Annotated in this window: 17 protein-coding genes; 7 read left to right on the top strand and 10 right to left on the bottom strand. The window is 30.7% G+C overall.

The window, feature by feature from the left end; genetic code table 11:
* Positions 1-114 precede the first annotated feature (114 nt).
* Both H7355_RS10260 and H7355_RS10255 read right to left on the bottom strand, forming a co-directional pair.
* Positions 115-6,381, bottom strand: coding sequence for a calcium-binding protein (locus H7355_RS10260; protein WP_186647179.1), 6,267 nt, complete (start codon positions 6,379-6,381; stop codon positions 115-117).
* Between the two features lie 379 nt (positions 6,382-6,760).
* Positions 6,761-7,174: a hypothetical protein gene (locus tag H7355_RS10255; protein WP_186647177.1), complete on the bottom strand. Its 414-nt coding sequence runs from the start codon at positions 7,172-7,174 to the stop codon at positions 6,761-6,763.
* Between the two features lie 680 nt (positions 7,175-7,854).
* Between H7355_RS10255 and fliW the strand changes: the two genes are divergently transcribed.
* Together fliW and H7355_RS10245 are read left to right on the top strand one after the other, a co-directional pair.
* Positions 7,855-8,379: a flagellar assembly protein FliW gene (gene fliW / locus H7355_RS10250; RefSeq protein ID WP_186647175.1), complete on the top strand. Its 525-nt coding sequence runs from the start codon at positions 7,855-7,857 to the stop codon at positions 8,377-8,379.
* Positions 8,380-8,428: 49 nt separating this feature from the next.
* Entirely contained in the window at positions 8,429-9,205 is a 777-nt protein-coding gene (locus tag H7355_RS10245) for a substrate-binding periplasmic protein (RefSeq protein WP_186647173.1), read from the top strand.
* 6 nt (positions 9,206-9,211) lie between these two features.
* Here H7355_RS10245 and H7355_RS10240 read toward each other — a convergent pair whose 3' ends face one another.
* Complete coding sequence (locus H7355_RS10240; RefSeq protein ID WP_186647171.1) at positions 9,212-9,769, bottom strand: YceI family protein; 558 nt, start codon at positions 9,767-9,769, stop codon at positions 9,212-9,214.
* 144 nt (positions 9,770-9,913) lie between these two features.
* Between H7355_RS10240 and H7355_RS10235 the strand changes: the two genes are divergently transcribed.
* Complete coding sequence (locus H7355_RS10235; protein ID WP_186647169.1) at positions 9,914-10,483, top strand: VOC family protein; 570 nt, start codon at positions 9,914-9,916, stop codon at positions 10,481-10,483.
* A 115-nt stretch (positions 10,484-10,598) separates the two neighbouring features.
* Positions 10,599-11,528, top strand: a complete 930-nt coding sequence (locus H7355_RS10230) for an FkbM family methyltransferase (protein ID WP_186647167.1) — start codon at positions 10,599-10,601, stop codon at positions 11,526-11,528.
* Positions 11,529-11,533: 5 nt separating this feature from the next.
* On the opposite strand, the gene H7355_RS10225 is transcribed toward H7355_RS10230, so the two are convergent.
* Both H7355_RS10225 and H7355_RS10220 read right to left on the bottom strand, forming a co-directional pair.
* Complete coding sequence (locus tag H7355_RS10225) at positions 11,534-12,391, bottom strand: glycosyl hydrolase family 18 protein (protein WP_186647165.1); 858 nt, start codon at positions 12,389-12,391, stop codon at positions 11,534-11,536.
* Between the two features lie 139 nt (positions 12,392-12,530).
* On the bottom strand, positions 12,531-12,743 hold the full coding sequence (locus H7355_RS10220; RefSeq protein WP_186647163.1) for an alkylphosphonate utilization protein: 213 nt from the start codon (positions 12,741-12,743) through the stop codon (positions 12,531-12,533).
* Positions 12,744-12,994: 251 nt separating this feature from the next.
* On the opposite strand from H7355_RS10220, the gene H7355_RS10215 reads away from it, so the two are divergent.
* Complete coding sequence (locus H7355_RS10215) at positions 12,995-13,630, top strand: hypothetical protein (protein ID WP_186647161.1); 636 nt, start codon at positions 12,995-12,997, stop codon at positions 13,628-13,630.
* A gap of 8 nt (positions 13,631-13,638) precedes the next feature.
* On the opposite strand, the gene H7355_RS10210 is transcribed toward H7355_RS10215, so the two are convergent.
* The 4 genes from H7355_RS10210 to H7355_RS10195 form a co-directional block, all read right to left on the bottom strand.
* The gene (locus tag H7355_RS10210; RefSeq protein ID WP_186647159.1) at positions 13,639-14,184 is read right to left on the bottom strand and encodes an SRPBCC family protein; all 546 of its coding nucleotides are present in this window, start codon (positions 14,182-14,184) and stop codon (positions 13,639-13,641) included.
* Between the two features lie 232 nt (positions 14,185-14,416).
* Positions 14,417-15,451 carry a hypothetical protein gene (locus tag H7355_RS10205; RefSeq protein ID WP_186647157.1) on the bottom strand — a complete coding sequence of 345 codons (1,035 nt, stop codon included), beginning with the start codon at positions 15,449-15,451 and terminating at the stop codon, positions 14,417-14,419.
* 59 nt (positions 15,452-15,510) lie between these two features.
* Positions 15,511-15,795, bottom strand: a complete 285-nt coding sequence (locus H7355_RS10200; protein WP_186647155.1) for a GIY-YIG nuclease family protein — start codon at positions 15,793-15,795, stop codon at positions 15,511-15,513.
* Positions 15,796-15,916: 121 nt separating this feature from the next.
* A complete protein-coding gene (locus tag H7355_RS10195) occupies positions 15,917-16,906 on the bottom strand; it encodes an ABC transporter substrate binding protein (protein ID WP_186647153.1) in 990 nt (329 codons plus the stop codon).
* A gap of 310 nt (positions 16,907-17,216) precedes the next feature.
* Here H7355_RS10195 and H7355_RS10190 point away from each other — a divergent pair, with 310 nt between their 5' ends.
* Together H7355_RS10190 and H7355_RS10185 are read left to right on the top strand one after the other, a co-directional pair.
* Positions 17,217-19,289 (top strand): extracellular solute-binding protein, encoded by a 2,073-nt coding sequence (locus H7355_RS10190; protein WP_186647151.1) that lies wholly within the window; start codon positions 17,217-17,219, stop codon positions 19,287-19,289.
* Positions 19,290-19,393: 104 nt separating this feature from the next.
* The gene (locus tag H7355_RS10185; protein WP_186647141.1) at positions 19,394-20,839 is read left to right on the top strand and encodes a hypothetical protein; all 1,446 of its coding nucleotides are present in this window, start codon (positions 19,394-19,396) and stop codon (positions 20,837-20,839) included.
* Positions 20,840-21,486: 647 nt separating this feature from the next.
* Here the strand turns inward: H7355_RS10185 and H7355_RS10180 are convergent.
* Complete coding sequence (locus tag H7355_RS10180) at positions 21,487-22,674, bottom strand: serine hydrolase domain-containing protein (RefSeq protein WP_186647139.1); 1,188 nt, start codon at positions 22,672-22,674, stop codon at positions 21,487-21,489.
* Positions 22,675-22,783: the final 109 nt, after the last annotated feature.

Genomic DNA, 22,783 nt, shown 5'->3' with positions numbered 1-22,783 from the left:
CATATTCTAAATATAATATTTTTTTGAAATTTTTTTTAAATCTGGCGGAGACTCTGTCAAAAGATTGAAATTCGAAGCATTGCAATAAATTATTGCAATGCGTATTCTGATTTTTTAAAGCTCAAGACTTATCAAATCGTTTTCAACGAGATTTGTAACTAAATCTTGAAAATCTTCAGAATTTACCTGAAGAACATCATTTGCTTTTATTATAAAACTCTTGGAATTGAACTCATGAGATTTAAAATAATCTTTTAGAACAATAAATGAAGAGTTTTCTTGGATTGAATTTGCTTCAAACTGAATAACAAGATCGTTTTCAAGATGAGCAAATTTAATTTTATTTTTTATTTTACTTACATTTGGATCGTTGTTTATTTCAAATTTAAAATCTAGAATATTTTCTTTTTGACGCAATGCTTTATATTCTATAATATGGTATGTATTTTTAAAAATGTTAAAATGATATTGATTTATTGCTAAAAATAAATCATTGATTGAGAATTCAAATTTCTCCGATTCGAGTAGATTTCCTGTTATTTTTGTCATAGCACTGTCAATTAAAGATTTCGTTACTAAATTCATGATCGAGAGAGGAATTGATAGTTTATTTCCAACCTGAATTTGCAAATGTTGATACTCAGAATGATTAAACCAGTTTTTAAGAATTACAACATAGTTTTTCTCTTCAACATTATCAAAGAAATTAATTTTTAAATGTTGGTTAGAATCTTCAGAGCTAGATATTTTTGTAAAATAAATATTTGAAATTGTATTTCTTGTGTCAGTAATAATAAGAGAATCTATTTTTTCTTCTTTGTCTTTATTGTTTATTTCAACGAAAATCGGTTTAGTATTTTCGACTCGTGAAAGATTAGATAGATTGAGAATATAGTTGTCATGCCCTTTATCACCGGCTAATTGGATGAATTCATCTTGCTGTCCATTAACATAATTAAGTAGCACATTATTTATATTTTGCGATTCATTTTCAAGTTTTTTTGTTTCAAGCAAGACCGAAAGAGTGTCATCACCATCATTGCCTTTTAAATAATCTATTCCCTTTTGCCCATTGATAAAGTTATCTTGGTTATCGCCAAAAATAACATCATTTCCATTTGTTCCTATGACATTTTTAAATTCTAAATTGAATGTGTCTTTTTTCAGTTTATTTGTATTTTCGGGATTTCCCGACAAATAAAGTGCTTTAAAAGTATTTATATTTGAGTTTTCTCGCGCAGAATATTGGAGTTTTTCGTCCATTCTGACTATAGGATAATTCCCTTTTAAATTGATTGTATTTATATTTTGTCCGCTTAAATAATCAGGAGAATTACTATTTGAATTATCTAGACTTCCATTTAAAGTTGTATAAACATTGCCATTGAGATCTGATATTCCAATATGTTTGTATTTATCACTTACAAAATAATATTTAATTCGAATGTATTTAACGAAATCATCTTCTTCATAGACTCCAAGGAGAAGATCATGACCATCTCTTAAAGTGGATAAATTTTCGATATCTGTCATGATTGCATCATAATAATCATTAAAATTATTATTTGTTCTATGATCAAAATTGTTGATTATTTTTTCAGTTCCTTTTGCAACGTCTTTTTTCAATATGACATAGACATCACTGCCAATTCCGCCGTGTAACTCATCATTACCAGTGCCAGGATACAAAATATCATTTCCAGCATATGTTTTGATAATATCATTGCCATCTCTGCCAAAAATAACATTATTGGATTCATTACCATCAATAACATCGTCATTTTTTGAGCCAATAACATTTTCAACATTTCTAATTTCTAAAAATTGATTATTTGTAGAGCCATTTAGAGAGATATAGACTTTTTCATTTTTACCGTTAAGTCCTTGAAGGTTTATTGTATCAATTCCGTCTCCACCATCAATAAATCCATTTGTCGATGAGCCTTCTGTTTTTCCTTGCAAATAATTATAAAATTCAAAAATATCTTCTTTATCTCCCCCAACGAGTTGTAAAATATAACTCGCAGGATGAATATTAAATAAATTTTTATTGTTTTTATTAGCCATTATGGAGCTGATCATATTGCCATGTTTACCTTGATCTCCTATTCCTACTAAATATAAATCTGCTTTTTGACTTTCAGAGATGTTTTTTATCTTTTCCAAATTTTCTGGCGTAGGATTGTCATATTTTTCAATCATAGGATAATTGTTATAGACTTTGGGGCATGGCATTGTGGAGTTATAGTTATTTCTTGAGCCAAATGCACCATAGGAAATACTGGGAGGTGCAGCTGGTATTGTTGTTGCTTTTTTGGCCAAGCGTGTGTGATGCAAATTTATGAATTTCAAATGCTCTCCAAGCAGCATCTGAGTATCTTTGCTATCACGTTCATTAGAAAAATAAGAATTGTTTGTTAAACACATGTGCTTATCTTCTTCGATCGGTCTGGGAATTTGAGTTTTTTGACTGTTACAAATTCCATATGCGCAAAATGTAGAAATTTCAGCATGTGTATATGGAACGTATAAATTTATTTTTGGGAAAACAATTTTATTGAAATAATAGGAGTTGTTAAGTTTATTTTTCCCAATATTTTCTAAAAATTCTTTATTATTAAGCGTTATGATATCTGGAATAGTTGTTTCTTCCATTTCTTTTGCAGTCTTTTTTACAATGAACTTTGGATCTTCACCTGTGCTATATTGGCCAAAGAAATTTGCAATAGAATTCATGACCACATATTCTTCAGAAAATCCAAGTTCCCTCAGCTGTTCTGACGTGCGCACAGCATTATAGGTTCCTTGCGAGAACATAATGGTAAAACCAATTGCTGTGCCAATAGGTCCTGCTTTGGCTGTCAAAGGTAACAACAAAGCGGTTCCAAGAGACGTTGCAGCTGTTGCTGTTGTTAAGGACGCATTCACATAAAGGTCTGTTTTTAAAGATTTATTTTCAGTAGCATGACCTGCTTTAAAAAGTTCGACGGCTTGCCAAATATCAAGACCTGCGGAAGCGACATTGAGAGCTACTTGAATGGAACCTATTCCTTGGAAAGATTTTGGGTGCTTTACCCAAAATTTCTGACCTCCAGCTGTGCGAGCTAAGTCAAATGCCAAATCAGCATTATTAAAAGAGAAACTCAATGCTCCACGGGTTGCATCTGCTATCTCACCATTTTGAACGGATTGATGAATATTGGAGAGAGATTGAGGCATGAGTAAAAAATTCATACCTACGTTATATTTATTGGCTGCATGAGAAAACTTCTCTATTCCTGCATAGGAATACTTGGCAATATTTGCTTTTGAGAATTTTTTGCTTTTTATAGGGGCAATATTATTAATATTATTGTATTTGTCCAGTTGCTCGACCACACCATCAGTAATAGGTCGAATTGTATTTGCTTTAAAAATACTCTTTGCAGCAGCTTCATAAGTTAACACAAATACACTGCGCAATTCTTTACCAAAAATTCCTTTCATTTTTTTTAATTTAGCAAAGAAAGTTTGATCGATAGAGTTAGCATAATCACTTGCTTCAAAAGCTAGTTTTGTAAATTCATCGACAGCAATTTTTTCAGATTGTGTTATGCTTTCATAGTTATTTAAATCTTCCAAATATAGTTTTCTATCAAAAATATATACAGATTTGTCTTTTTTAGAAAAAATAAGAGGTTTGCTTGGTTTGTCGCTATTCCCTGACAATTGTGGAAAATAATAGACAAAAAAGCCAGGCAAAGGATTTGGAATATTCCAAGGTTGTTTATTTGTCTTTACAACAACTTCTTTTAGATAGCGATGTGCTATTTTTTTCTTATCTAAAGCAGATTTTTCAGTCGAGAAAGGAAAGCCATTTTGTAAAACAATTTTTTTAACAATTCTGCGATCAAATTCACCAGCAAGTCCAAATTCATCGAAAAATGTAAATATACTCGTTATAGTTTCACCTATTTTATGATTAGATAACGATGACGTCTTTACTTTTTCTATAAGTACTGGGGAATAAACATTATTAGATACTTCTTTATTTATATTTAAGAGTCTTAGATGTGTAGAGATAAATTTGATAAAATTTAGAGATTTAAGTGAACTATTTTCGTTTGTATTGCTATTTAATAAAAGTTTAGCTTGGTCAATAAATTCTAAGTTTTTATTAAATAATTGTGGATTATTTTCAGGGAACATTTTTTTGAGATTTTTTAAATATACCTCTGAATAATATGCTTTTTTAGCAGAATTTATTTTCGAATTTTTATTTTGCCAATCGTGTTTTAATGAACGAATAAGTTCTTTACTATCCACATTTGGGTTTATGATCAATGTGTCATATATTTTTTGCCAAATGCGCACTTGTGCTTTTTGATGTGAAAGATCTACGAGTTTTGTGCTACGATCAAGTAACTTAACAATAAGTGGATCATTTGGGTTGTCGAGATCCCCTTTGGCAATTTTTGCTTCCATTGAGTCTTCTGCAGGAGCATCAAATTCAAAATTTTTATCTATGTATTGATCACTCATTTGTGATGTGACAATTCCAAGAATAGTCGATCCTGCACCAAAGCCAGACAAAGCAGGCATGCCAAACACAAGAGGACCTGAGACAAACATCGCAGCCTGACCAGCTGTTAGCATTGTATCGCCCATGGCACGCATTCGAATCCAATTGCGTTTGCTCTTATAAAAATTTTCTAATATTTTTTTGGTATTTAAAATATTTTTTTTGCTATGTGGATCTAAATTTGATGCCTTGACTTCATCCCAAAAACTGCTTTTAACCATCTCCTCAATCCATGTATTTAAAGATTTTAATTCTTTACTATTGTCAGAGATTTTTGATAAGCCAGCTAAGACCATTTGAGCCTGACCAGCTGCTAGAAAAGTATTGCCAATCGCTTCGACTGAAAACAAATAATTTTCAAACGCAAGAGCTTTTGCTGAGCCAGCAGCAAGTGTATTTGAGTTTAAGGTCGTTAACTCTGCAAGTGTTTTTGCTTCAAAAGCAACCATCCCATAAAACATGGATGACAATCCACGGCTGATATTTGGTAAAATTGAAGTTGATTCAATGCTTTTGCTTAAAGAATCATTTAATCCTTTTTGGTATTCAAATAGTGAGTTTAAAGATGTGGCAACATATTCTTGATCTTGAACTGGGAGTGATTTAATTTTTTCAATAGATTTTAATTTATTAAATAATTGAGCATGATCGCTATTTAATACTTTTAAATGCACATTAGCATTTGTTTTAATTTCCTTCACTTTCATATTATGATTTTGCACTAGATCTAGTAATTTTGTGAAGATTTTTGCATCTAATTTAGTTTGTATTTTTTTTGAATTTATAGCTTTCAAAATTTCTTTAGCAAACTCGATTTTAAATTTTGCATTCTCCATTGCAATCTCACGAGCTATTTTAGCTTGCGAATTTAAAGAATTATCTGATGTTTCTAAAGAGCTTAGCAAAACTTCTTTAGCAGCAATTTCATTTTCCATATTTGCGATGATTTCTTTGCGTAGAGTTTTTGTTTCCTCAACGCTTTCGGCGTATTCGCTTCTTGTTTCTTGAAATTCTTCACTTGCACCTTCATAACCAATAAAAACAGCACCTCCGAAAATCATATATATTGAAGATTTGAGAGAAAGTTCTAAATGTTTGGGGAGACCTGAATTTTCAAGGGCTGAGGCAAGATCATCAAATCCATCTATAACGAGTGCTTTTCCAGCATCTTGTGTCTTTAAATTAATAACTTTATTATGAGGATCTTTTCCTCTTAATTTTCGAATGACATATTTAATTGTTTTTGCTTTTTTTGCTATATAAGCAGAACTATTTTCTATTCCAGTGTATACAATTTTTATATCATTTAAATTTTGAAATGTATCATTTTCGCCAGAATTATTATCAGTTACTTTAAATTTTTGCGAACCATTTTTTTCGATGATTTCAATCGAAATGTTAAATGTTTTTTCAAGTTCGATAATATCATCGCTTTTACGTGAAATAATTTCGTGACTTAATTGTTCTTCAAGTTTTTCGAGAGTAGAATCGCTTAATGCAATCTCATGTGGCCTTTGATTTATATAAATAGTTGCATAAAGTTTCCAAGGTTGAATGCCATCGTCTGCATCTTTTTCTATTTTTAAATCATAATCTTCATATTTTAGAGATAATTCATACAGTTTTTGATCATTTTCATCTTTTAATAAGTCCAAATTAATTTCATCGAGAAAATCATATGCATTTTCTGCTGTGTTGCTGCTGAAACTTATAGAGCCAAGTTGCTTATTTTTATCAGCAGGCTTATTACAACCAGCACTTATCAAGCTGAGTGAAATAATTGTAAGAAGGGGCAATGGGTAGAGAATCTGGTTTCGCATAAAATTCCTTTCAAAAGCGTGTCAATCTAAGCTGTTAAAAAAAAATTGAGATTTACATAAAATGACGATTTTTGGGTGTGACAATTTAAATTCTTTATTTTAAAGAATAAATTTAAAATATTTGTTTTTTTTAAAAATAACTATTGTCTAAGCAAATAAGAATAAAACTGCCAAAATTGATAATGAAATTCAAAATCAACAACAAAGGTCTTATAGATTATTTTATAAAAAAACAATAAAATTTACAAAATATAAAAAATTTTTTTTGAGTAATTCATAAGCAATCTCAAAATGTGATGAGTTTAAAGTTGATTAACTGAGAGTTGAATTATGCAAAATATAATTTTTTTTATGCAAGGTGATATTTATTTCGAAATGGTTATGATGCAACTTTTGTCTCATCACCTTCGCTATTTGAGTCGTCAGGTGATGGAGTTTCATTTTCTGATGTTGTATTACTTCCTCCGGCAGGGGATTCACTTTCTGAAATCTTTAACTTCACTTCATTTAACAATTCTTCTAAATGCTTTTCCTTAGCACGTAAATGAAAAAGACATCGGCGATTCATCTTTGCATCGACTTCGATAGCACGACTGGAAATGGCCATAAAATTTTTTTTGTCGCCTTTAGAACTCAAATTTAAGAGAGAGCGTTGATGTGTTATAACTCTATGAAATGAAAGTCTTTCAATGCTACTCAGAACGGCATTTCGGCATTTTATAAGACTGTGCAAAGATTCTAACGTAGTTTCCAATTCAATTTTTCTTTTTTTGAGGTCATCCATTTCTGACATAAGAAACTCCAAAATCTACAAATATTTCAAATGACATTCTTTTTTCGGTTTGTTTTCTTAATCTCTTTATTTGCGCAAAATTTATTTTGCCAACAATGCTGCTATGCGTTGTCGTAGAGACAGATATAGCTAGGAACTTTTTCAGCAGGTTTAGGAAGAGTTCAGTTCAAGGATTTCATTACGAACGAAACAATTCATTTTTGACTTCTGGTTTAGTTAGATATTTATGACATGAATGCACTTTATCGAGAAAATTTTTTTGAAATGTAAATACAATTTGTAATAATTTTTTAGATTTTTTCTTTGAATATAATTGTTTTTTAGGCTAGAAAAATTCTATTTTTGTTGCAATTATTTCTAAAAATTAATATCCTTTATTGCTCTTAATTTTTTTCTTATAAGTCGTGAATATCATTTTACAGAGTTTCGTGTGCAATATTCGAATAAGTTAACAATAATCTTCTCTATACTTAAAAGGTGTTTTTCCAAATTTAAATCTGGGCGCTACTCCTGTCATACCTTAATACAAAATTTATTTTATAATTGACTATGCAATTGGTGCATCGTAGAAATTAAAATATTTTGACGTGTCAATATTCATAGCAAATCTTATTGCACTTCCCAATTCCATAAACTAACTTAGATATTGAGCAATTGTAAGGAATGTAAAGGGGGCTGCCTTGAAATTAAACACTTCGCGTTTTGGAGAAATTGAAATAAGTGAGAGTGATTTGCTCAATCTGCCTGAAGGATTGATTGGTTTTCCTGAACTCAATCAGTTCATTTTGTTAGATCATGATACCGACTCACCTTTTAAATGGTTACAGTCTATTAATGATCCTTCTATGGCATTTATTGTGATTAGCCCACTTTCATTTAGACCAGACTACATGGTTGAAGTAACAGAAGAAGAGGTTTCAGCATTGAAATTAGCTAATCCAGATGAAGCCGTTATTTCAGTTATTGTCACGATTCCAATGGATCCTAAGAAAATGAGCGCCAATTTAAAAGCTCCTCTGGTGTTTAATTTAAGTAACAAACTTGGCAAACAAGTCATTTTGAAAGATCCTCAATACCAGACAAAGCATTTTATAATGGAAGAAATGAAAAGATATTCTCAAAGAGAGTCACAAAACGATCTCAAAAAAGCAATTCAGCAGCAACTTGCAAATAAAGTTGAAAATGAAGCCAGCTCAAAAGGCTAAACTCTTTTAAATTATAATATGTCTATCGTAGAATTAAGAAGAATAAATTATGATAATATTGATATTTTTATCATCTATATTTCTTATTTTTCCCGCTTTGGCAAGTGAAAAAATAATAATTCAATATCATATAAGACCTCCTTTCTTTATCGAAGATCCAAAAACAGGGTTAGTTAACAGTGGAGTAATATATAAATTGGTCACGAATATAATGAATGATACAAAAATCCCTTTTGAGTTTGAAAAAATGTCATTTGCACGAACTATGTTAGAAATAAAACAAAATAGTAGAAGAATTTGTTATCCTGCTGCAAATTATAATAGTGAGAGAAAGAAATATGCAAATTTTAGTGTTCCTTTTTTTAAAGATAAAAATTTTGTTATTATTGCAAGAAAAGATGATAAACGCATTCCAAGTAATGCAAATACTGAAGAATTATTAAATAATAATGATTTAAAATTACTATTAAAAATTGGCTATAGTTATGGCGATGAAATAGATAAAAAATTGTTGAATTATAAAAATTATTCGCCTTCTATGGGTGCACAAAAAGAATCTAAAAGTTTGTTAATTTCCTCAATGAACAATTTGCAAATGATAGAAACAATTTCGAATAAAGAAGCAGATTATTTTTTTATGGGTGGAAATGAAGCAGAATTTATTTTAACTTATTTTGAAAAAAATGCAAAAAATCTAAGAATTGTACCTCTTGCTAATGCAATTTCAGGTTCTGTCCGTCACTTTATGTGCACTTTGAGAGTAGAAAAAGAAGAAATAGATAAGATTAATAATTCTATAAAAAAGATAATGCGCACCGGAAATTAAATTAATTCAGCTTTTATCTGGGTTTAAATTTAAAATAATTTGCACTTCATCAGAAATAAATGAACCATATTTTATATTAAATTCTTTCCTATTTATGACACAAGAGATTTGAAAATTATCTTTATTATCTTTTTTTATACCAGAAAAAGTTACTGTCTTCGTGATTCCTTTTATAGTGAGATCTCCTGTAACTTTGAAATTATTTTGATCCCCTGTTATACTTTTACCAACAAATTTCATATTGGGGTATTTTTCAACATCAAAGAAATCATCACTTTTCAAATGCTTATCTCTGGATTGGCTGTCTGTGTCAATAGAACTTGTTTCTACTATGCCTTCAATTTTCGTATTTAAAAAATTCTCGGTCAATTTAACATTGCCTTTGAACATATTAAATTTTCCAACTACATTCATAAAGCCAAAATTTTTAACATTAAACTCTACTTTAGAGTTCTTTTGATCAATAATGTAATTTCCTGCTTGCAGTGAATTTGCAATACCATTTAAAAGTAATAAAGGAGAGATAATTAAAGACATAGTGATGAAGCAGCTAATTTTTGTCATTTTTTCCTCAAGTGAAAATTTTGTAATTTAATTATAATCTATTTGAAGCTCAACAACAATTTTTTTGACAAAGAAATGAATTGAAACCAGTTTAAAATTTTGCCATTATCATTTTGGAAAAATGTAATACAAAAGGAGAAAAATATGGATCCTCGTCCTCCCCGTACGCCATGGTTGTTACCTTATTTAGCTGTTCGCGATGCTAAACAATCATTGGATTTTTACAAAAAAGCGTTTGGCTTTAAATCAAAAACTAAGCCTGGTAAAGATGGACAGATACATCATGCAGAGATGACCTATAAAAATAATACTTTATTTATGTTTGCTCCAGAAGGAGCAATGGGAGATAAAGCAAAATCTCCAGCTTCGAGTTTAAATCCTCCACCCAATATGCTTTACGTATATGTAGATAACGTCGATAAATTCTATAAAAATGCAATAGCAAACGGTGCTCGAGGTACCATGGAGCCAGAAGACACATATTGGGGTGACAGAATGTGTGCCTTGGTTGATATTGATGGATATGCTTGGGGATTTGGCAAGTTAATTAAAAAGAAAGCTTCAGCAAAAAAATCGACCAAGAAGAAAGCAGCAAAGAAAACTGTGAAGAAAAAGTCAGCTAAAAAAACGCCTAAAACAAAAAGCGCTAAAAGTACAAAAAAGAAATCTTCGAAAAAAAAAGTAGCTAAGAAAAAATCTGCGAAGAAAAAATAAATTTATCAATTGCAATTTAGATAATTATTTTAATTTTTATGAATCACTCCTTTACTATTGTTAAATACTTCTATAACATAGAAGTAGTTTAAAAGTTTGTAAGATAGGAGTGCTGGTGTCTGTAAATTATACTATAATAAAATTTATAAAAATGCCCTTAAAATTATTGGTTACTTATGTTGTAAAATTAGCAATGAAAGTACCTTTTTATTCTCAAAAATTTATAAGATCCATTATTTTTGATAACACAAAAAATGGAAAAATTTTGTATTCAAATATTGGTAATGAGAGTTATTTGATATCTTCAAATGACAAGGTTATTGGCAAAGAAATATTTATTAAAGGTGAGTTTGAGCTAGAGAAGTTTCATATTGCATTGAGTATACTTAAAAATAAAAATTTTAAAGCAGAGATTATCATAGATATAGGTGCAAATATTGGCTCAATTTGCATACCAGCAATAAAGCGAAATATATTTCAATATGCAATAGCTTTCGAACCTGAACCGTTCAACTATTCTCTTTTATTAGCAAATGTAAATCTGAATGGCTTAGGTAAAAGAATTAAAACGTATAATTGTGCATTAGGGGCTTTCGGTAAAGACGAGGCATTAATCACTCTATCAGAAAATAATTATGGTGATCATCGAATAAATTATTTTAAAAATGACGAATATCAAATTGAAAAATGTGAGAGTCATATTTCGATTAAAATTGAGAAAATAGATGATATTATCACTCTTAATGAGCCATTGAATACTTTAATTTGGATAGATACTCAAGGTTTTGAAGGTTTCATTTTAAAAGGCGCTGAAAAAATTCTGCGGGCAAAACCGCCATTAGTTCTAGAGTTTTGGCCACAAGCAATGGAGGGTTTTAGTTCTTCATATGAAAATCTAAAAGATGTTGTTTTACACTCTAACTATGAATACTTTTATGATTTAGAATATGCTGAGAAGCCAATAAAAGTGAGTTCTGAAAGTCTTGATCTGTTATATAATGAATTGAAATTGAACAATAAATTTACAGATTTATTGTTTGTATAACTGAATTACTTTAAGCAATTCGGCAAAACATTTATTGCTAATGAATTATTCGCATTTGTTTGAACAAGAGAATTTAAAAAGTTCTGAGAATTGGCCGTAATATCATAAATCATGATACCTGCAAAGTTATTCTTTACTACATATTGAGTGATTTCAGAGGGTGGAAAATTGCTTATTTGAGTCCAACTTCCTAAAAGCAATTTTTCTTTTTTCATTCCATAACTTAAGTAAGGGTTGAGCCTCCCTGCAAAATTATTCGATGAATAAGTCATTTCCCATCCATAGTCCAAATATTTTGCCAATTTATGATTTGAAAATTCGAATGAGTCTGAAAATAAAGCTTTTGACAGAATTTTATTTTTGAATGCAGGATCTGCTTTAATCAACTGAGCAAGGTCGGCGAGTGAGTTTTCATTTGGTGAACAATTGGAATACTCATCATCAATATCGACACCATCAAGTTTATATTTATTTACCATTTGGACTATGTCTTTAGCAAATTTAATCTTACTTTGCATATTTGTCATACAGGCCCAACCAGCGTTTTGATGGTTTCCGAGCAAAGTAATTAAAACTTTTATTCCCATTTTCTGTAGGTTCTCAACCTGTTTATATTCATTGGTTAATAAATTTTTGACTTGCGGATTGAAATATATTACGGGATTATTTGGATTATCACCGTTGATATTTGCTGCGAAAATAGAAGTCATATGAATAAAAGGCTGGGCATTGTCTGAGCGGACAAAACAGCCAACATTGGACAATTGATTCGAATTCACTTCGACATATGACATTATCAGATGGGCATTGGCATGTGTTATCAAGGATAAAGAAACAAAACTTGAAATTAAAATTTTTTTCATCAAATCCTCTTTGAATCTATTATTATCTTTATATAAAAAAATAAATTTAAATAAAAAATAATTCTTAAGTTGTCTTATAAGATATCAAGGGATTTGAGTTGAGTCTATTTATTTTAATAATGTTTATATAAAGAACTGCTTAAACTTTTTGCAGCCAGCGAACTTCGAGTTTTAGACCTACCCCATCTACACGGCACTCTATTTCTTTTTCATTGTCTTCAATTATTTTTATTTTTTTAATCACTGTTCCTCGTTTGATAACCATTGAGGACCCTTTAACTTTTAAGTCTTTGTTGGGTTTTACTGAATCTCCATCGCTTAAAATATTCCCACTGCTGTCTTTTACATCCATTTTGATTTCCTTTATTGATAAAATTTGCAAAACGAATATGCAAATCTAGGATCGAGATTATCTAACAAAAATTTGTATAAAGGTGAATCATTAATAGCATTGAGGCATAAAAATATTTTAAGATATCATGTCATATTTTTATGACTATCTCTCATTTTCAAAGAATTTTCAAGCATTCATTGACAATAAAAAGTATAATAATCTATCACTATAAAGTAACTGGATTCTTGTGAATCGAAAAAGGGAGTGATATGAAAAAGAAAATGACTGCAATAAGCAAATTAATAATTTTAACATCTTCATCTTTATTATTAGCATCTTGTATGACAATCTCAGAATTAGGAGAGCAGACTTCTCTGAGTATTGATAGAAATGCGTCACTCAATAAAATTAAAGTCATCGTTTTTCCAATAACCAGCCAAACAAATAGTACATTTAATAACACTTTGCTCGATGCGCAGTTTATAACAATTTGGGAAAAAAATATTGGGAAGGAAAATGTAATACCCGCCTCATATTTATCTTTAAAAGAAAATGCAAATGCACGGGCAGCTCTAGATATTATTTATCAATCTATAAAAGAAAATAAACCATCGAAAATTAAAGGCACAGTTGCAGAATCCTTTCTTGCCGATGTATCAAGTAAGTATGGAAATTATCCAATTGCTTTTGCTATGATATCGGCAGACAAAGATTTTTATGATTTAAATGGAAACATAACAACTCAAATGGGGCTTTTAAATCCAAATAATCATTCATGGAAATGGATTGCAGAAAGAAAGTTTAAAAATAATTTACTCATTGTATCCTTTGAAGATGCCGTTTTACAAAGCATTAAATCCTCTGTGAGTGATTTAAAGAAGGACAATGATGATAAACTATATTAATGATAAAATTATTTTTTTGCAGGATTTTTAGTTTCGACCAATTCCTTAAGTTGAGCTAAACCTTTTTCAAATTCCCCTCCAATAATTTTATCTCTATTCATAAAGACGCATGCGAGTTTATACATAAAATTTGCTTTTCCAGTCATCTCCCAAGTTACATTCGTTTGCGTCCCTTCTTCTTTAAAAGAAAAGAGTACATCGTTGACGAATGGATAAGGTTTAAACATTTCGAGTTTCATACGAACAGTGGAATAGGGTTGAGATTCAGTAATTGTTGCCTTTCCTTGTCCAACCTTATGATTGCCATCCCAGTTCATTATCGAACCCACTCCTGTTTGATTTCCTTCATAAGACATTTTGGCATTCGGATCGATTTTAGCCCATGGATCCCATTCCGAAAATTTGCGTAGATCATTCGTATATGCAAAAGGCAGTTGTGCAGGAGTGTTTACTTTAATTTCTCGGACAATGCGGAAATCAGAAGGTTGGAGTGCAACATATCCGAAAAACCCAGCCGCAATTATAACTAATACAGCTAAAACTTTAAAAAACATAAAAACCTCTCACTTATTTAACTTATAAACTGTTTCTACAGCAGTTGCATCCATTGCAATGTCCTTATTGTAAGGCATGAATTAATTAAGAATTTAAGGTAATGAATATTTTTTTAAGTTAGAGAAACATTTTTTTGACTGTCTGTTTTTCTTATCTGCAAACGTATTGTGATCTTCACGTTCACGCATGGTAACGAGAGTGGAGAGTCATTTTGATCAATTTTTAAAATCCTCAATTAATAAGATTTCTCTCTATTAAAGATACTAAATTTATTTTTGTTTCATTCCAATATCTCGTGAGATTGGGGGAAATTTCGCCAATAGTGCTGACTTTTTCTAGGAGTGGAAATGTAATTGCAGCTTGGTGACGCAATTTTTTATCAGTTTCTGTCGGTGATAAGCTTCCTTCTCCTTCATAAGAAAGACGGAGGTTTTTTATAATTCCATCTGGAAAAGTTTCTGTAAGATATTTCACAACTGGAAAAATGGAGTTTATTGGCAAAGGTTGTGTCCTTAATAGCGCCCATTTGACCAAAACACTGAGCCCACGTAAAACGTCGTATAAATAAAAACGTGGAAAGCAAAGTTTAAGCCAGATATCTTCATTTAATTTTTCTTCAAAATTGTGTTTTGTATGTGAACCATGCATAAGTTTACGATTAATTAAAAACTGCGCACATTTATCAAGAAAAATAACTTCTTCGTCTGTCCATGCGCACTTAGTATATAATAAGATTGATTCGAATGGAGAAATAGTTCCTACCATAGAACTTGGGCATTCATCTTTTTGTAAATAAGCAGTTTCATCACAATTTAATCCTCCATCTGACATTTGATATTTGAGAAACCAAGGTCGAATCCATGGCAATACTTTATCAACATCAACTTCGCTTGCGGAAAGAACTTGATATATACAGCCAAGAGCACAGTGGCATGATGCTGCAAATGGTAAATACAGTCCTTCAGGATTTTCATGTGGATGAAGCACAAAAATCTTTAATGGCAATTTATCAAGTGCTTTGACAAGTTTTTCAATAATATCTTTTGGTATTTTTTGGGTTTCACCCATTTCATGCAATAAAAGCATATGCCACCATGGACTGTTCCATTTGGGCCAATAAGCATCAATACTTAAACTGTCTTTCGCTGTATCTGAATTAAGATATTGGATCGAATTTTTAATTTCCTGTTCGTACTTAATCATATCAATTGAAGAAGTTTGAGGAGAGGAAATTAGAAGTTCTTTAAATTGTAATAGAGTTGTCATAATGTTTATCCTCATATTAATATAAAAATAGTTTTAAATTTTTATATAATTTTTATTAATTAGTCAATATTTTTGGACGAAACTTTTGAACATTTTTTTTCTAAAGCAATTAATTCGAGCTTCTTCTCACGCGACATTTTTTTAATTACCCACTCGCGTTTAGATGCTTCTGAACGCGTTTGATAGTTTTCGATATGAAGTATTTCTTTAGGAGCAGAGAAGCGAAAAAACTTAGCTCCTTTTTTACCGCTGGCATGCTCTCCAAGCCTACGTTCTATATTTGTTGTTATGCCTGTATATAGATAGCCAGAAGATGATTCAATAATATAAACAATCCAATTCAAAATATTCTCTCCAAAAGAATATGATTAAATTTTGCAATATGCAAAATTATTTTTTTATAGTAATATTAGAATAGAATATTTATCAAGTTTATGGGACTGATTTAAACTAAAAAATACAAATCTAGTCAATAAAAGTCGAATTATTCTGTATAGATTCAGGAAGTTTTATATTTGCTTTTTTTAATTCGTATTTGCTGAATATAAAAATACCTTCTTGTAAGTAAATAGGTAAAATACTACCTGGTAAAATGTTTTTATCTTTTAAAATTTTCTCTGAAATTCCTGCCGCTGCTTTACCTTGACCTGCACCAGGCAGGACAAGTCCTCCCATTGCTTTATTTTTTCCAACTGCGAAATCCCAAAAAGCAAATAATGGAATTTTTGCATTTTCTGAAGTCCATTTTATGACATCATTAGAATCTACATTTTTTGAATTTTCATCAACTAAAGTGTGGTACAAGCCAACGACAATAGCGTCATATTTTTTTGGACTTTGTAAAATTATATTTTTCCATTTGGCGAATTTATCAACTAAAAAAATATCAAATTTAACGTCCGAGAATACCACACTTGGTTTACTTAAAAAGAAATCCTCAAAAACAATTTCAGAAGTTCGATCTTTGTCAAATAATATAAGTACATTTTTTGCTTTTGGAATAATATCTTTTATAAATAAAGCTGAGCGCCTTATCAATGGTCGTTCAAGTATTCCTGTCACATATTTTGGTGTGGATTTAAAATAAACTCTTGGGTTGTTATTTATACCTAGATATACTGTGCGAATTTTCTTTTCTTCAACTTTAGGCCCCAAGTATTTTAAAGCAGCATCATCTCCTAGAATAACAAGAGTGGGATTTATTTTTAAAATAAAATCCCAGCCTTTGAGTGCCTCTCCTTCATGCTGAGACTTTGGTAAAACCTTTGTATTCATTTCAAATAAATGAATTTTATAATGCGAACCCAGTCTTTTAATTATTTCATTGGTGTAGTCTAAATCCCATTTGTAATTCTTACTGTAACTTTCTATAACAACGATGTCTTTTTCTCCAGCAAAAACGCATTCGGATAAGAGAAAGAATAGAATTATCGTTTTCCAAATATATTTGTGCATTTTTACTCCTATAAGTGTGATCTATTGTTAAAGAATACTTTCTTTTTTCGAATATTACTAGCTGTATTTTTTTGACGAATATTAAATATATTTTAGATTTTATAAAGTATGAGTGTAGTATCTTTTAATATTATGAATTTAGATTCATTTTTCCAAAAAATAAAAAAAATTTTTAGCAATATAATTTAATAAAAATCCAATCCAGATGGTTGACAGATGAATTGGAAAGCAGGTTGAAGAGAAAAATATATTAATTTAATATATAAATGTACTTATATTTAAAATATTTATCCTTTAAAAAAGGTTTACAATGATTCATAAAATAATTATAAAAAGAATTTATGAAATAAATATTATTCTTATTTTAATAGTATCATCCTTGCTAATAAACGAAGATTTTGCCTTTTCTGTGAATAAGGCAGTTACGTTTTCAACTTCAGAACAAGAACCCTACATCGGTAGCAAATTGGAAAACAATGGTTATGCTGCGAGCATAGTAAGTGAAGCTTATAGACGTATGGGATATAAAGTTAAATTTGAAATTTATCCATTTGTTAGGGCAAAGTTTTTAGCTGAGAATGGTAAGGTCGATGGCTTAATTCCGTCTAATTGTGATAAAACATCAGAAAAAAATTTTTCATTTTCAGATCCATTTCCAGGAAATAAATTGGTAATTTTAAAGAAAAAATCTTTTAAAATAGATGTTAATATAAATCCGAATTCTTTAAAAGAAACGCTTAAAAAATTGAATAAATATAGTTTTGGTGTGATAAGAGGAACTTCTATTTCACCTGAATTTGATTCGGCAAATTTTATAAATAAACAAGAGTCAGTGAATGAAATTCAATTAATCGATAAGCTTATGCATGATAGAATTGATTTTGCTGTTTTAGATAAATTTACTGTAGCTGATCTTATTGCAAAAGAAAGACCAAACTATATCGGTAAAATTGACGTTTTAAAGCCTGAAATTGCAAAAAATCCATTTCATATTGCTTTTTCTAAAAAAAATCCAGGCTATAAGAAATTACAGATAGATTTTAATAGAGGACTAAAGCTTATAGCAAATGATGGAACTTTAGAAAAAATAATGCAGGATTTTGGTTTTTTCACGAACAAAAAAAGTAAAGATGGTAAAATAAAAATAACAATTGGAGCTGTGTCAAATTATCAAATGCTGTTGATGAAAGAATTATCAAAGGAGTATGAAAAACAAAATCCACACGTCGAACTTGAATGGCGAATAATGGATGAAGTGACCTTTCGGCAGAGAATTTTAAGTGACTTTTTAATTGGCGATGGACAATTTGATGCCTTTACGATTGGTATTTTTGAGAGTTCACTCTGGCCTAAAGCAGGTTGGTTAGTGCCAATAACAAATTTGCCTGCAAGTTATAAAATCGATGACATGTTGAAAACTATTCGCAGTGCTCTAACTTATAAAAATAAATTATATGCCCTTCCATTTTATGGAGAGAGTTCAATTACATTTTATCGAAAAGATTTATTCCAAAAAGCAGGACTTACGATGCCAAATAACCCAACCTATAATGATATTCTAAAGTTTTTACCCCATTTACATGATGCAAAAAATGGAGTTTATGGAGTTTGTTTTAGAGGAGCATTAGGATGGGGCGCAAATGTTGCTCCTTTTAATACAATGTTAAATTCTGCTGGTGGGCGTTGGTTTGATGAAAAGTGGAATCCAACAATTGACACACCCGAATGGCAGAGAGCAGTTCAGTTGTATAAAGATTTAATTACAAAATATGGCCCTCCTGATCCGTGGAAATACAGTTTTAATGAAGCATTTGATCTCTTCGAAAATGGAAAATGTGCTATTTGGATAGAAGCCACTTCGCAGGCAGAACGAGTTGCCAATCCGAAAACTTCGAAAGTGTATAAAGATGTTGGTTATGTAAATGCCCCTTATGATGTGACACCAAAGGGTTCGTATTGGCTTTGGATATGGTCTTTGGCTATGCCCGTTTCTTCAAAATATCAAGCAGAAGCTGTTAAATTTATCACTTGGGCTACATCGCCAGAATATAATGAACTTGTGGTTAAGACAAATGGCTGGCTTTCTGTTTCTCCTGGAACAAGAACTTCAACCTATAAGAACAAAGAATACTTAAAGGTGGCACCATTTGCGCCTATTACTTTACAAACGATTGAATCCGCAAATCAATATGAACAAACTTTAAAACCTGTCCCCTATGGAGGAATTCAATTAATTTATATTCCGGAATTTCCAGCCTTAGCAACGAAATGGAGTGAGCTTTTGATAGATATAATTTCTAATAAAATCACAATTGATAAAGCCTTAAAGGAAGAGCAGAGTTTTGCTGTCGAAGTGATGAAAGCTTCAGGATATATTAAATAGAAAGTGTCAATTTTAAATATTTTGAATAGTTTAAATATTTTGTCTTTTCTTAGATTAACCAGTAAAATAAAGTAACTAAAAAGTTTTATTTATTGGGGGGAGGCATGTTTAGACTATTTTGTCGAATATTATTTCCTGTTTTGTTTACTATTTTTTACAGCTCGATCTCACATGCAGATGATAAAGTAAAGCCGTTCGAAAGTAATAATGGTTATGAACCTAGTAAACAAGAATATGATGGTCCTAAATTTAAGTTAAGCCATAATTATCCCAATAGTTATAAACCAGCTGAAAATATGCCTTGGCGTTCAAGTATAAAAAATGAACATATAACAATAAATAATGCCGGAATATATACAGAAGCTTTAAAAGAAGCAGTTAGTAAAGATATGCGTGTTTTAATTCAGAACTATGCTGAATGGAATGCTGAAGAAAGAGGTTGGTATAATGAACCTTGGTTAGGCAGGGCCAGTAAGGATAATTTAAAACCAGGTGATAAAGATCCAAATCCATCATTGCGTGAGGCTATTCACGGAATGTATGTGGGAAATAGTTTATTAGATAAAAATTTATTTAAAGGAACAGGTCTTAAAAAAAATTTTACTACTTATGTTTTAACTTATTATGATGAAGTTGCTGCTCAAACTTTACATAAAGTCTGGGGAAAAGATGCACAAAATCCAAATATCGATAAAGTCTCTTCTCAATTTCTTGAAGGTTCTCTCATTGTAAAAGCAGCGTTTACAACAGCTGGACCTGAAAATTGGACAGCTATGAAAGGCTCTCAAGCTTGGCCTCTTTTTATTTCAGTGGATGCAACTAAAAATAAGAATGACAATGCTGTTCTTCCTCCTAAAGTAACGCAGCTGTATTTTATGCAATTTGATATCATAGTAAAAGATTCTAAATCATCCCCTAAAACGGGTTGGGTTTTTACTACACTCGTTTATGATGTAAATGCTTCTGGAAAAGATGTGTGGGATAAAATGGTACCACTTGGAGCACAATGGGGAAATGATCCCGACATTAATTCTTTAAACAACCCCAAAGCAAAACTACTTGAAAATTGGATCAATCCCAAAGCGCCCAAATATGCAAAAATGACTTTAGGCTGGGGGGGGAGACTCTCTGGACCGAATGATGGAGCTGTAAATGATATTGTTTATCAAGATAAAAATGGCAAAAATGTTTATGTTAAAAATGCACAAAACTCAGGTTGTATGAGTTGTCACAGCACTGCACAATGGGATTCAAAAGCAAAATATGAAATGAGATCTTTTCTCCTACCAGCAACAGAAATGCCGGCAAAGAGGGATAAAAATTTTCTTGTTTCACCAGCATCAGGTTCGATGGCTTGGATGAAGTGGTTCCAAAGTAATCCTGGTTATGTTCCAATGGATGCAGGTAGTATTGCATTTGATTATGATATGGTATTTACATTTAAATCCTTTCCATTTTGGCTTTCTGCAAAAACGAACAAGAAACATTTTCTCATGGGCGTTGATCGCAGTGGAAAAGGTCTTATTAATATGAATTACAATGGAAAGTGAATTATATAATTATTCTATAATTGTTAAATTACATTCCTAAATATCATTAATATTGAATTGTTTTTATTATAAATTTATAATGAATTGTTCGATGCATTTAAGTTATTATTAACTTTATATAATAATTTAACTACTATTTTATTTATCAATTTAAAAAAAATTCTAAAATTAAACTATTGGAGGATTCATATTTCAATAAAATCTATTGATAAATTACAGAATGCGATCGATGTCTCACATTTTCAAGGACAAATAAACGGGGAAAAAGTAAAAGCTGCAGATATTCAGTACGCTATGGCAAAAGCAACATTTAATTGCCATTGATGTTGAACATAAACACAATCAAGACGCAATTCCTGATAGAATTGCAGATCATTTATATGAACTTATCGTGATATTAAAAGCAGAAATTTTGTTGAATATATATCCAATTATTTATACGAGTCCAACATATTGGAAAAAAAATGTGCGCTGGGAAAAGTACAACTTCAGACTTTCACCTCTTTGGTTGCAAACTAGAATGTGGCCAAACCAACTACTCCAACAACAGGGCAAAATAATGATTGGTTTTGGTGGCAATACACAGACAAAGGTATTATTGATGGGATATCAGGATAAATCGATAAAAATTATGTGTAGAATAAATACTAATTGTCAGATACTTTTGATAAATTTTGAGTCAGCATCCAGACATCCAATAATTTTCCATCAGTCGGCCATGCATATTTTTTTGCCAAAGAATATATAATATCTTGAGCGAGTTCTCGGCCATTGTCTGAATTCGTTATGACAACAGCACCTTGTCCTGTTTCTGGATAAGCTATAAACCATCCTTGATAACCTGCATTTTGACCCAATTTCATAATATGAAAATTTTTATCTTTGCCCATAAGCACAAAGCCGAAACCATAAGGAGTATGTTTATTTTTTTTAAATGCCTCTTTAGTTAAGCTTTTAGAAAATAAACTTTTTTCATTATTGTATGAGCGCATCAATTCGATTAATACTTTTGCAAAATCCGTGGGGGTAGTCCATAAACCTGCTGCAGCCAATTCTGGAGATTTCCTCCAAGGATATGAAAATGAATTTCCTTCTTTATCAGTTGATTCAGCTATATTAAAATTCTTCTCGAGCGAAAAAGAAAATGAGGTATTTTTTAAATTTAAAGGTTGAAGTACTTCATTTTTTGCAACTTCTCTAAATGATTTTTTTGTAACACTTTCGATTAATAGCTCTAGAACTTCATACCCGCCCCCCGAGTAGCTGAATTCACTTCCTGGTTTTTTTTCTAAAAGCACAGCATTGTTGTTGGCGGGAAATTTTCCGTTTAAAGTTTCTAGTAAAGTGGGAGTTTTTTCTTCAGGTGCATAACCGTAAAAACCGCTTACACCCAATCCCGAAGTCATATTTAAGAGCGATCTTAAAGTTACAAAATTTCCTTTAAATTTTTCTGGAATGCTTATTTTCCAGCTCAATAATTCATTATTAACATCTGTATCTAATTTTAAAACTCCTTTATCAACCAATTTAAGAGCAACTAAAGCAGATATGGATTTTGCCATTGATGCAAAATTAAATATTGTATTTTCATCAATTTTTTCATTTTTACTTGCAGATTTATTTCCACTTGCATATGTCCATTCAATTTTATTTTTATTGATAAGAGCTATGCTAACTGCTGGCACTTTATAATATTTTCTAGCACGATCTATATTCATCTTTTTATTATCAACGACTAATGTAATATTTTTTTCTACAATTTTCTCTGCCTCTTTGCTTAAAGTATTTTTTGTAAAAAATAATATTAAAAAAGTAATTAAAATTTTAAATTTCACATGTTCTCCTGGTAAAAATTAAGTTATAATTTAGCTCGGGTATCGAACAGAACTTTTCTGTGAACGAAATATAAGGAAGGAATTGGAGTGTGGCAAGGTAACATTTGAT

It is taken from the genome of Fluviispira vulneris (assembly GCF_014281055.1).
GTDB classification, from domain to species: Bacteria; Bdellovibrionota_B; Oligoflexia; order Silvanigrellales; family Silvanigrellaceae; genus Silvanigrella; species Silvanigrella vulneris.
The sequence above is the reverse complement of the archived record's forward strand: the minus strand, read 5'-3'. Positions and strand labels throughout refer to the sequence as shown.

Coding starts and splice junctions, on each gene's coding strand:
- H7355_RS10260 (WP_186647179.1), bottom strand. CDS start 6,381: ATGCGAAACCAGATTCTCTACCCATTGCCCCTTCTTACAATTATTTCA.
- H7355_RS10255 (WP_186647177.1), bottom strand. CDS start 7,174: ATGTCAGAAATGGATGACCTCAAAAAAAGAAAAATTGAATTGGAAACT.
- H7355_RS10245 (WP_186647173.1), top strand. CDS start 8,429: ATGATAATATTGATATTTTTATCATCTATATTTCTTATTTTTCCCGCT.
- H7355_RS10240 (WP_186647171.1), bottom strand. CDS start 9,769: ATGACAAAAATTAGCTGCTTCATCACTATGTCTTTAATTATCTCTCCT.
- H7355_RS10235 (WP_186647169.1), top strand. CDS start 9,914: ATGGATCCTCGTCCTCCCCGTACGCCATGGTTGTTACCTTATTTAGCT.
- H7355_RS10225 (WP_186647165.1), bottom strand. CDS start 12,391: ATGAAAAAAATTTTAATTTCAAGTTTTGTTTCTTTATCCTTGATAACA.
- H7355_RS10220 (WP_186647163.1), bottom strand. CDS start 12,743: ATGGATGTAAAAGACAGCAGTGGGAATATTTTAAGCGATGGAGATTCA.
- H7355_RS10215 (WP_186647161.1), top strand. CDS start 12,995: ATGAAAAAGAAAATGACTGCAATAAGCAAATTAATAATTTTAACATCT.
- H7355_RS10210 (WP_186647159.1), bottom strand. CDS start 14,184: ATGTTTTTTAAAGTTTTAGCTGTATTAGTTATAATTGCGGCTGGGTTT.
- H7355_RS10205 (WP_186647157.1), bottom strand. CDS start 15,451: ATGACAACTCTATTACAATTTAAAGAACTTCTAATTTCCTCTCCTCAA.
- H7355_RS10195 (WP_186647153.1), bottom strand. CDS start 16,906: ATGCACAAATATATTTGGAAAACGATAATTCTATTCTTTCTCTTATCC.
- H7355_RS10190 (WP_186647151.1), top strand. CDS start 17,217: ATGATTCATAAAATAATTATAAAAAGAATTTATGAAATAAATATTATT.
- H7355_RS10185 (WP_186647141.1), top strand. CDS start 19,394: ATGTTTAGACTATTTTGTCGAATATTATTTCCTGTTTTGTTTACTATT.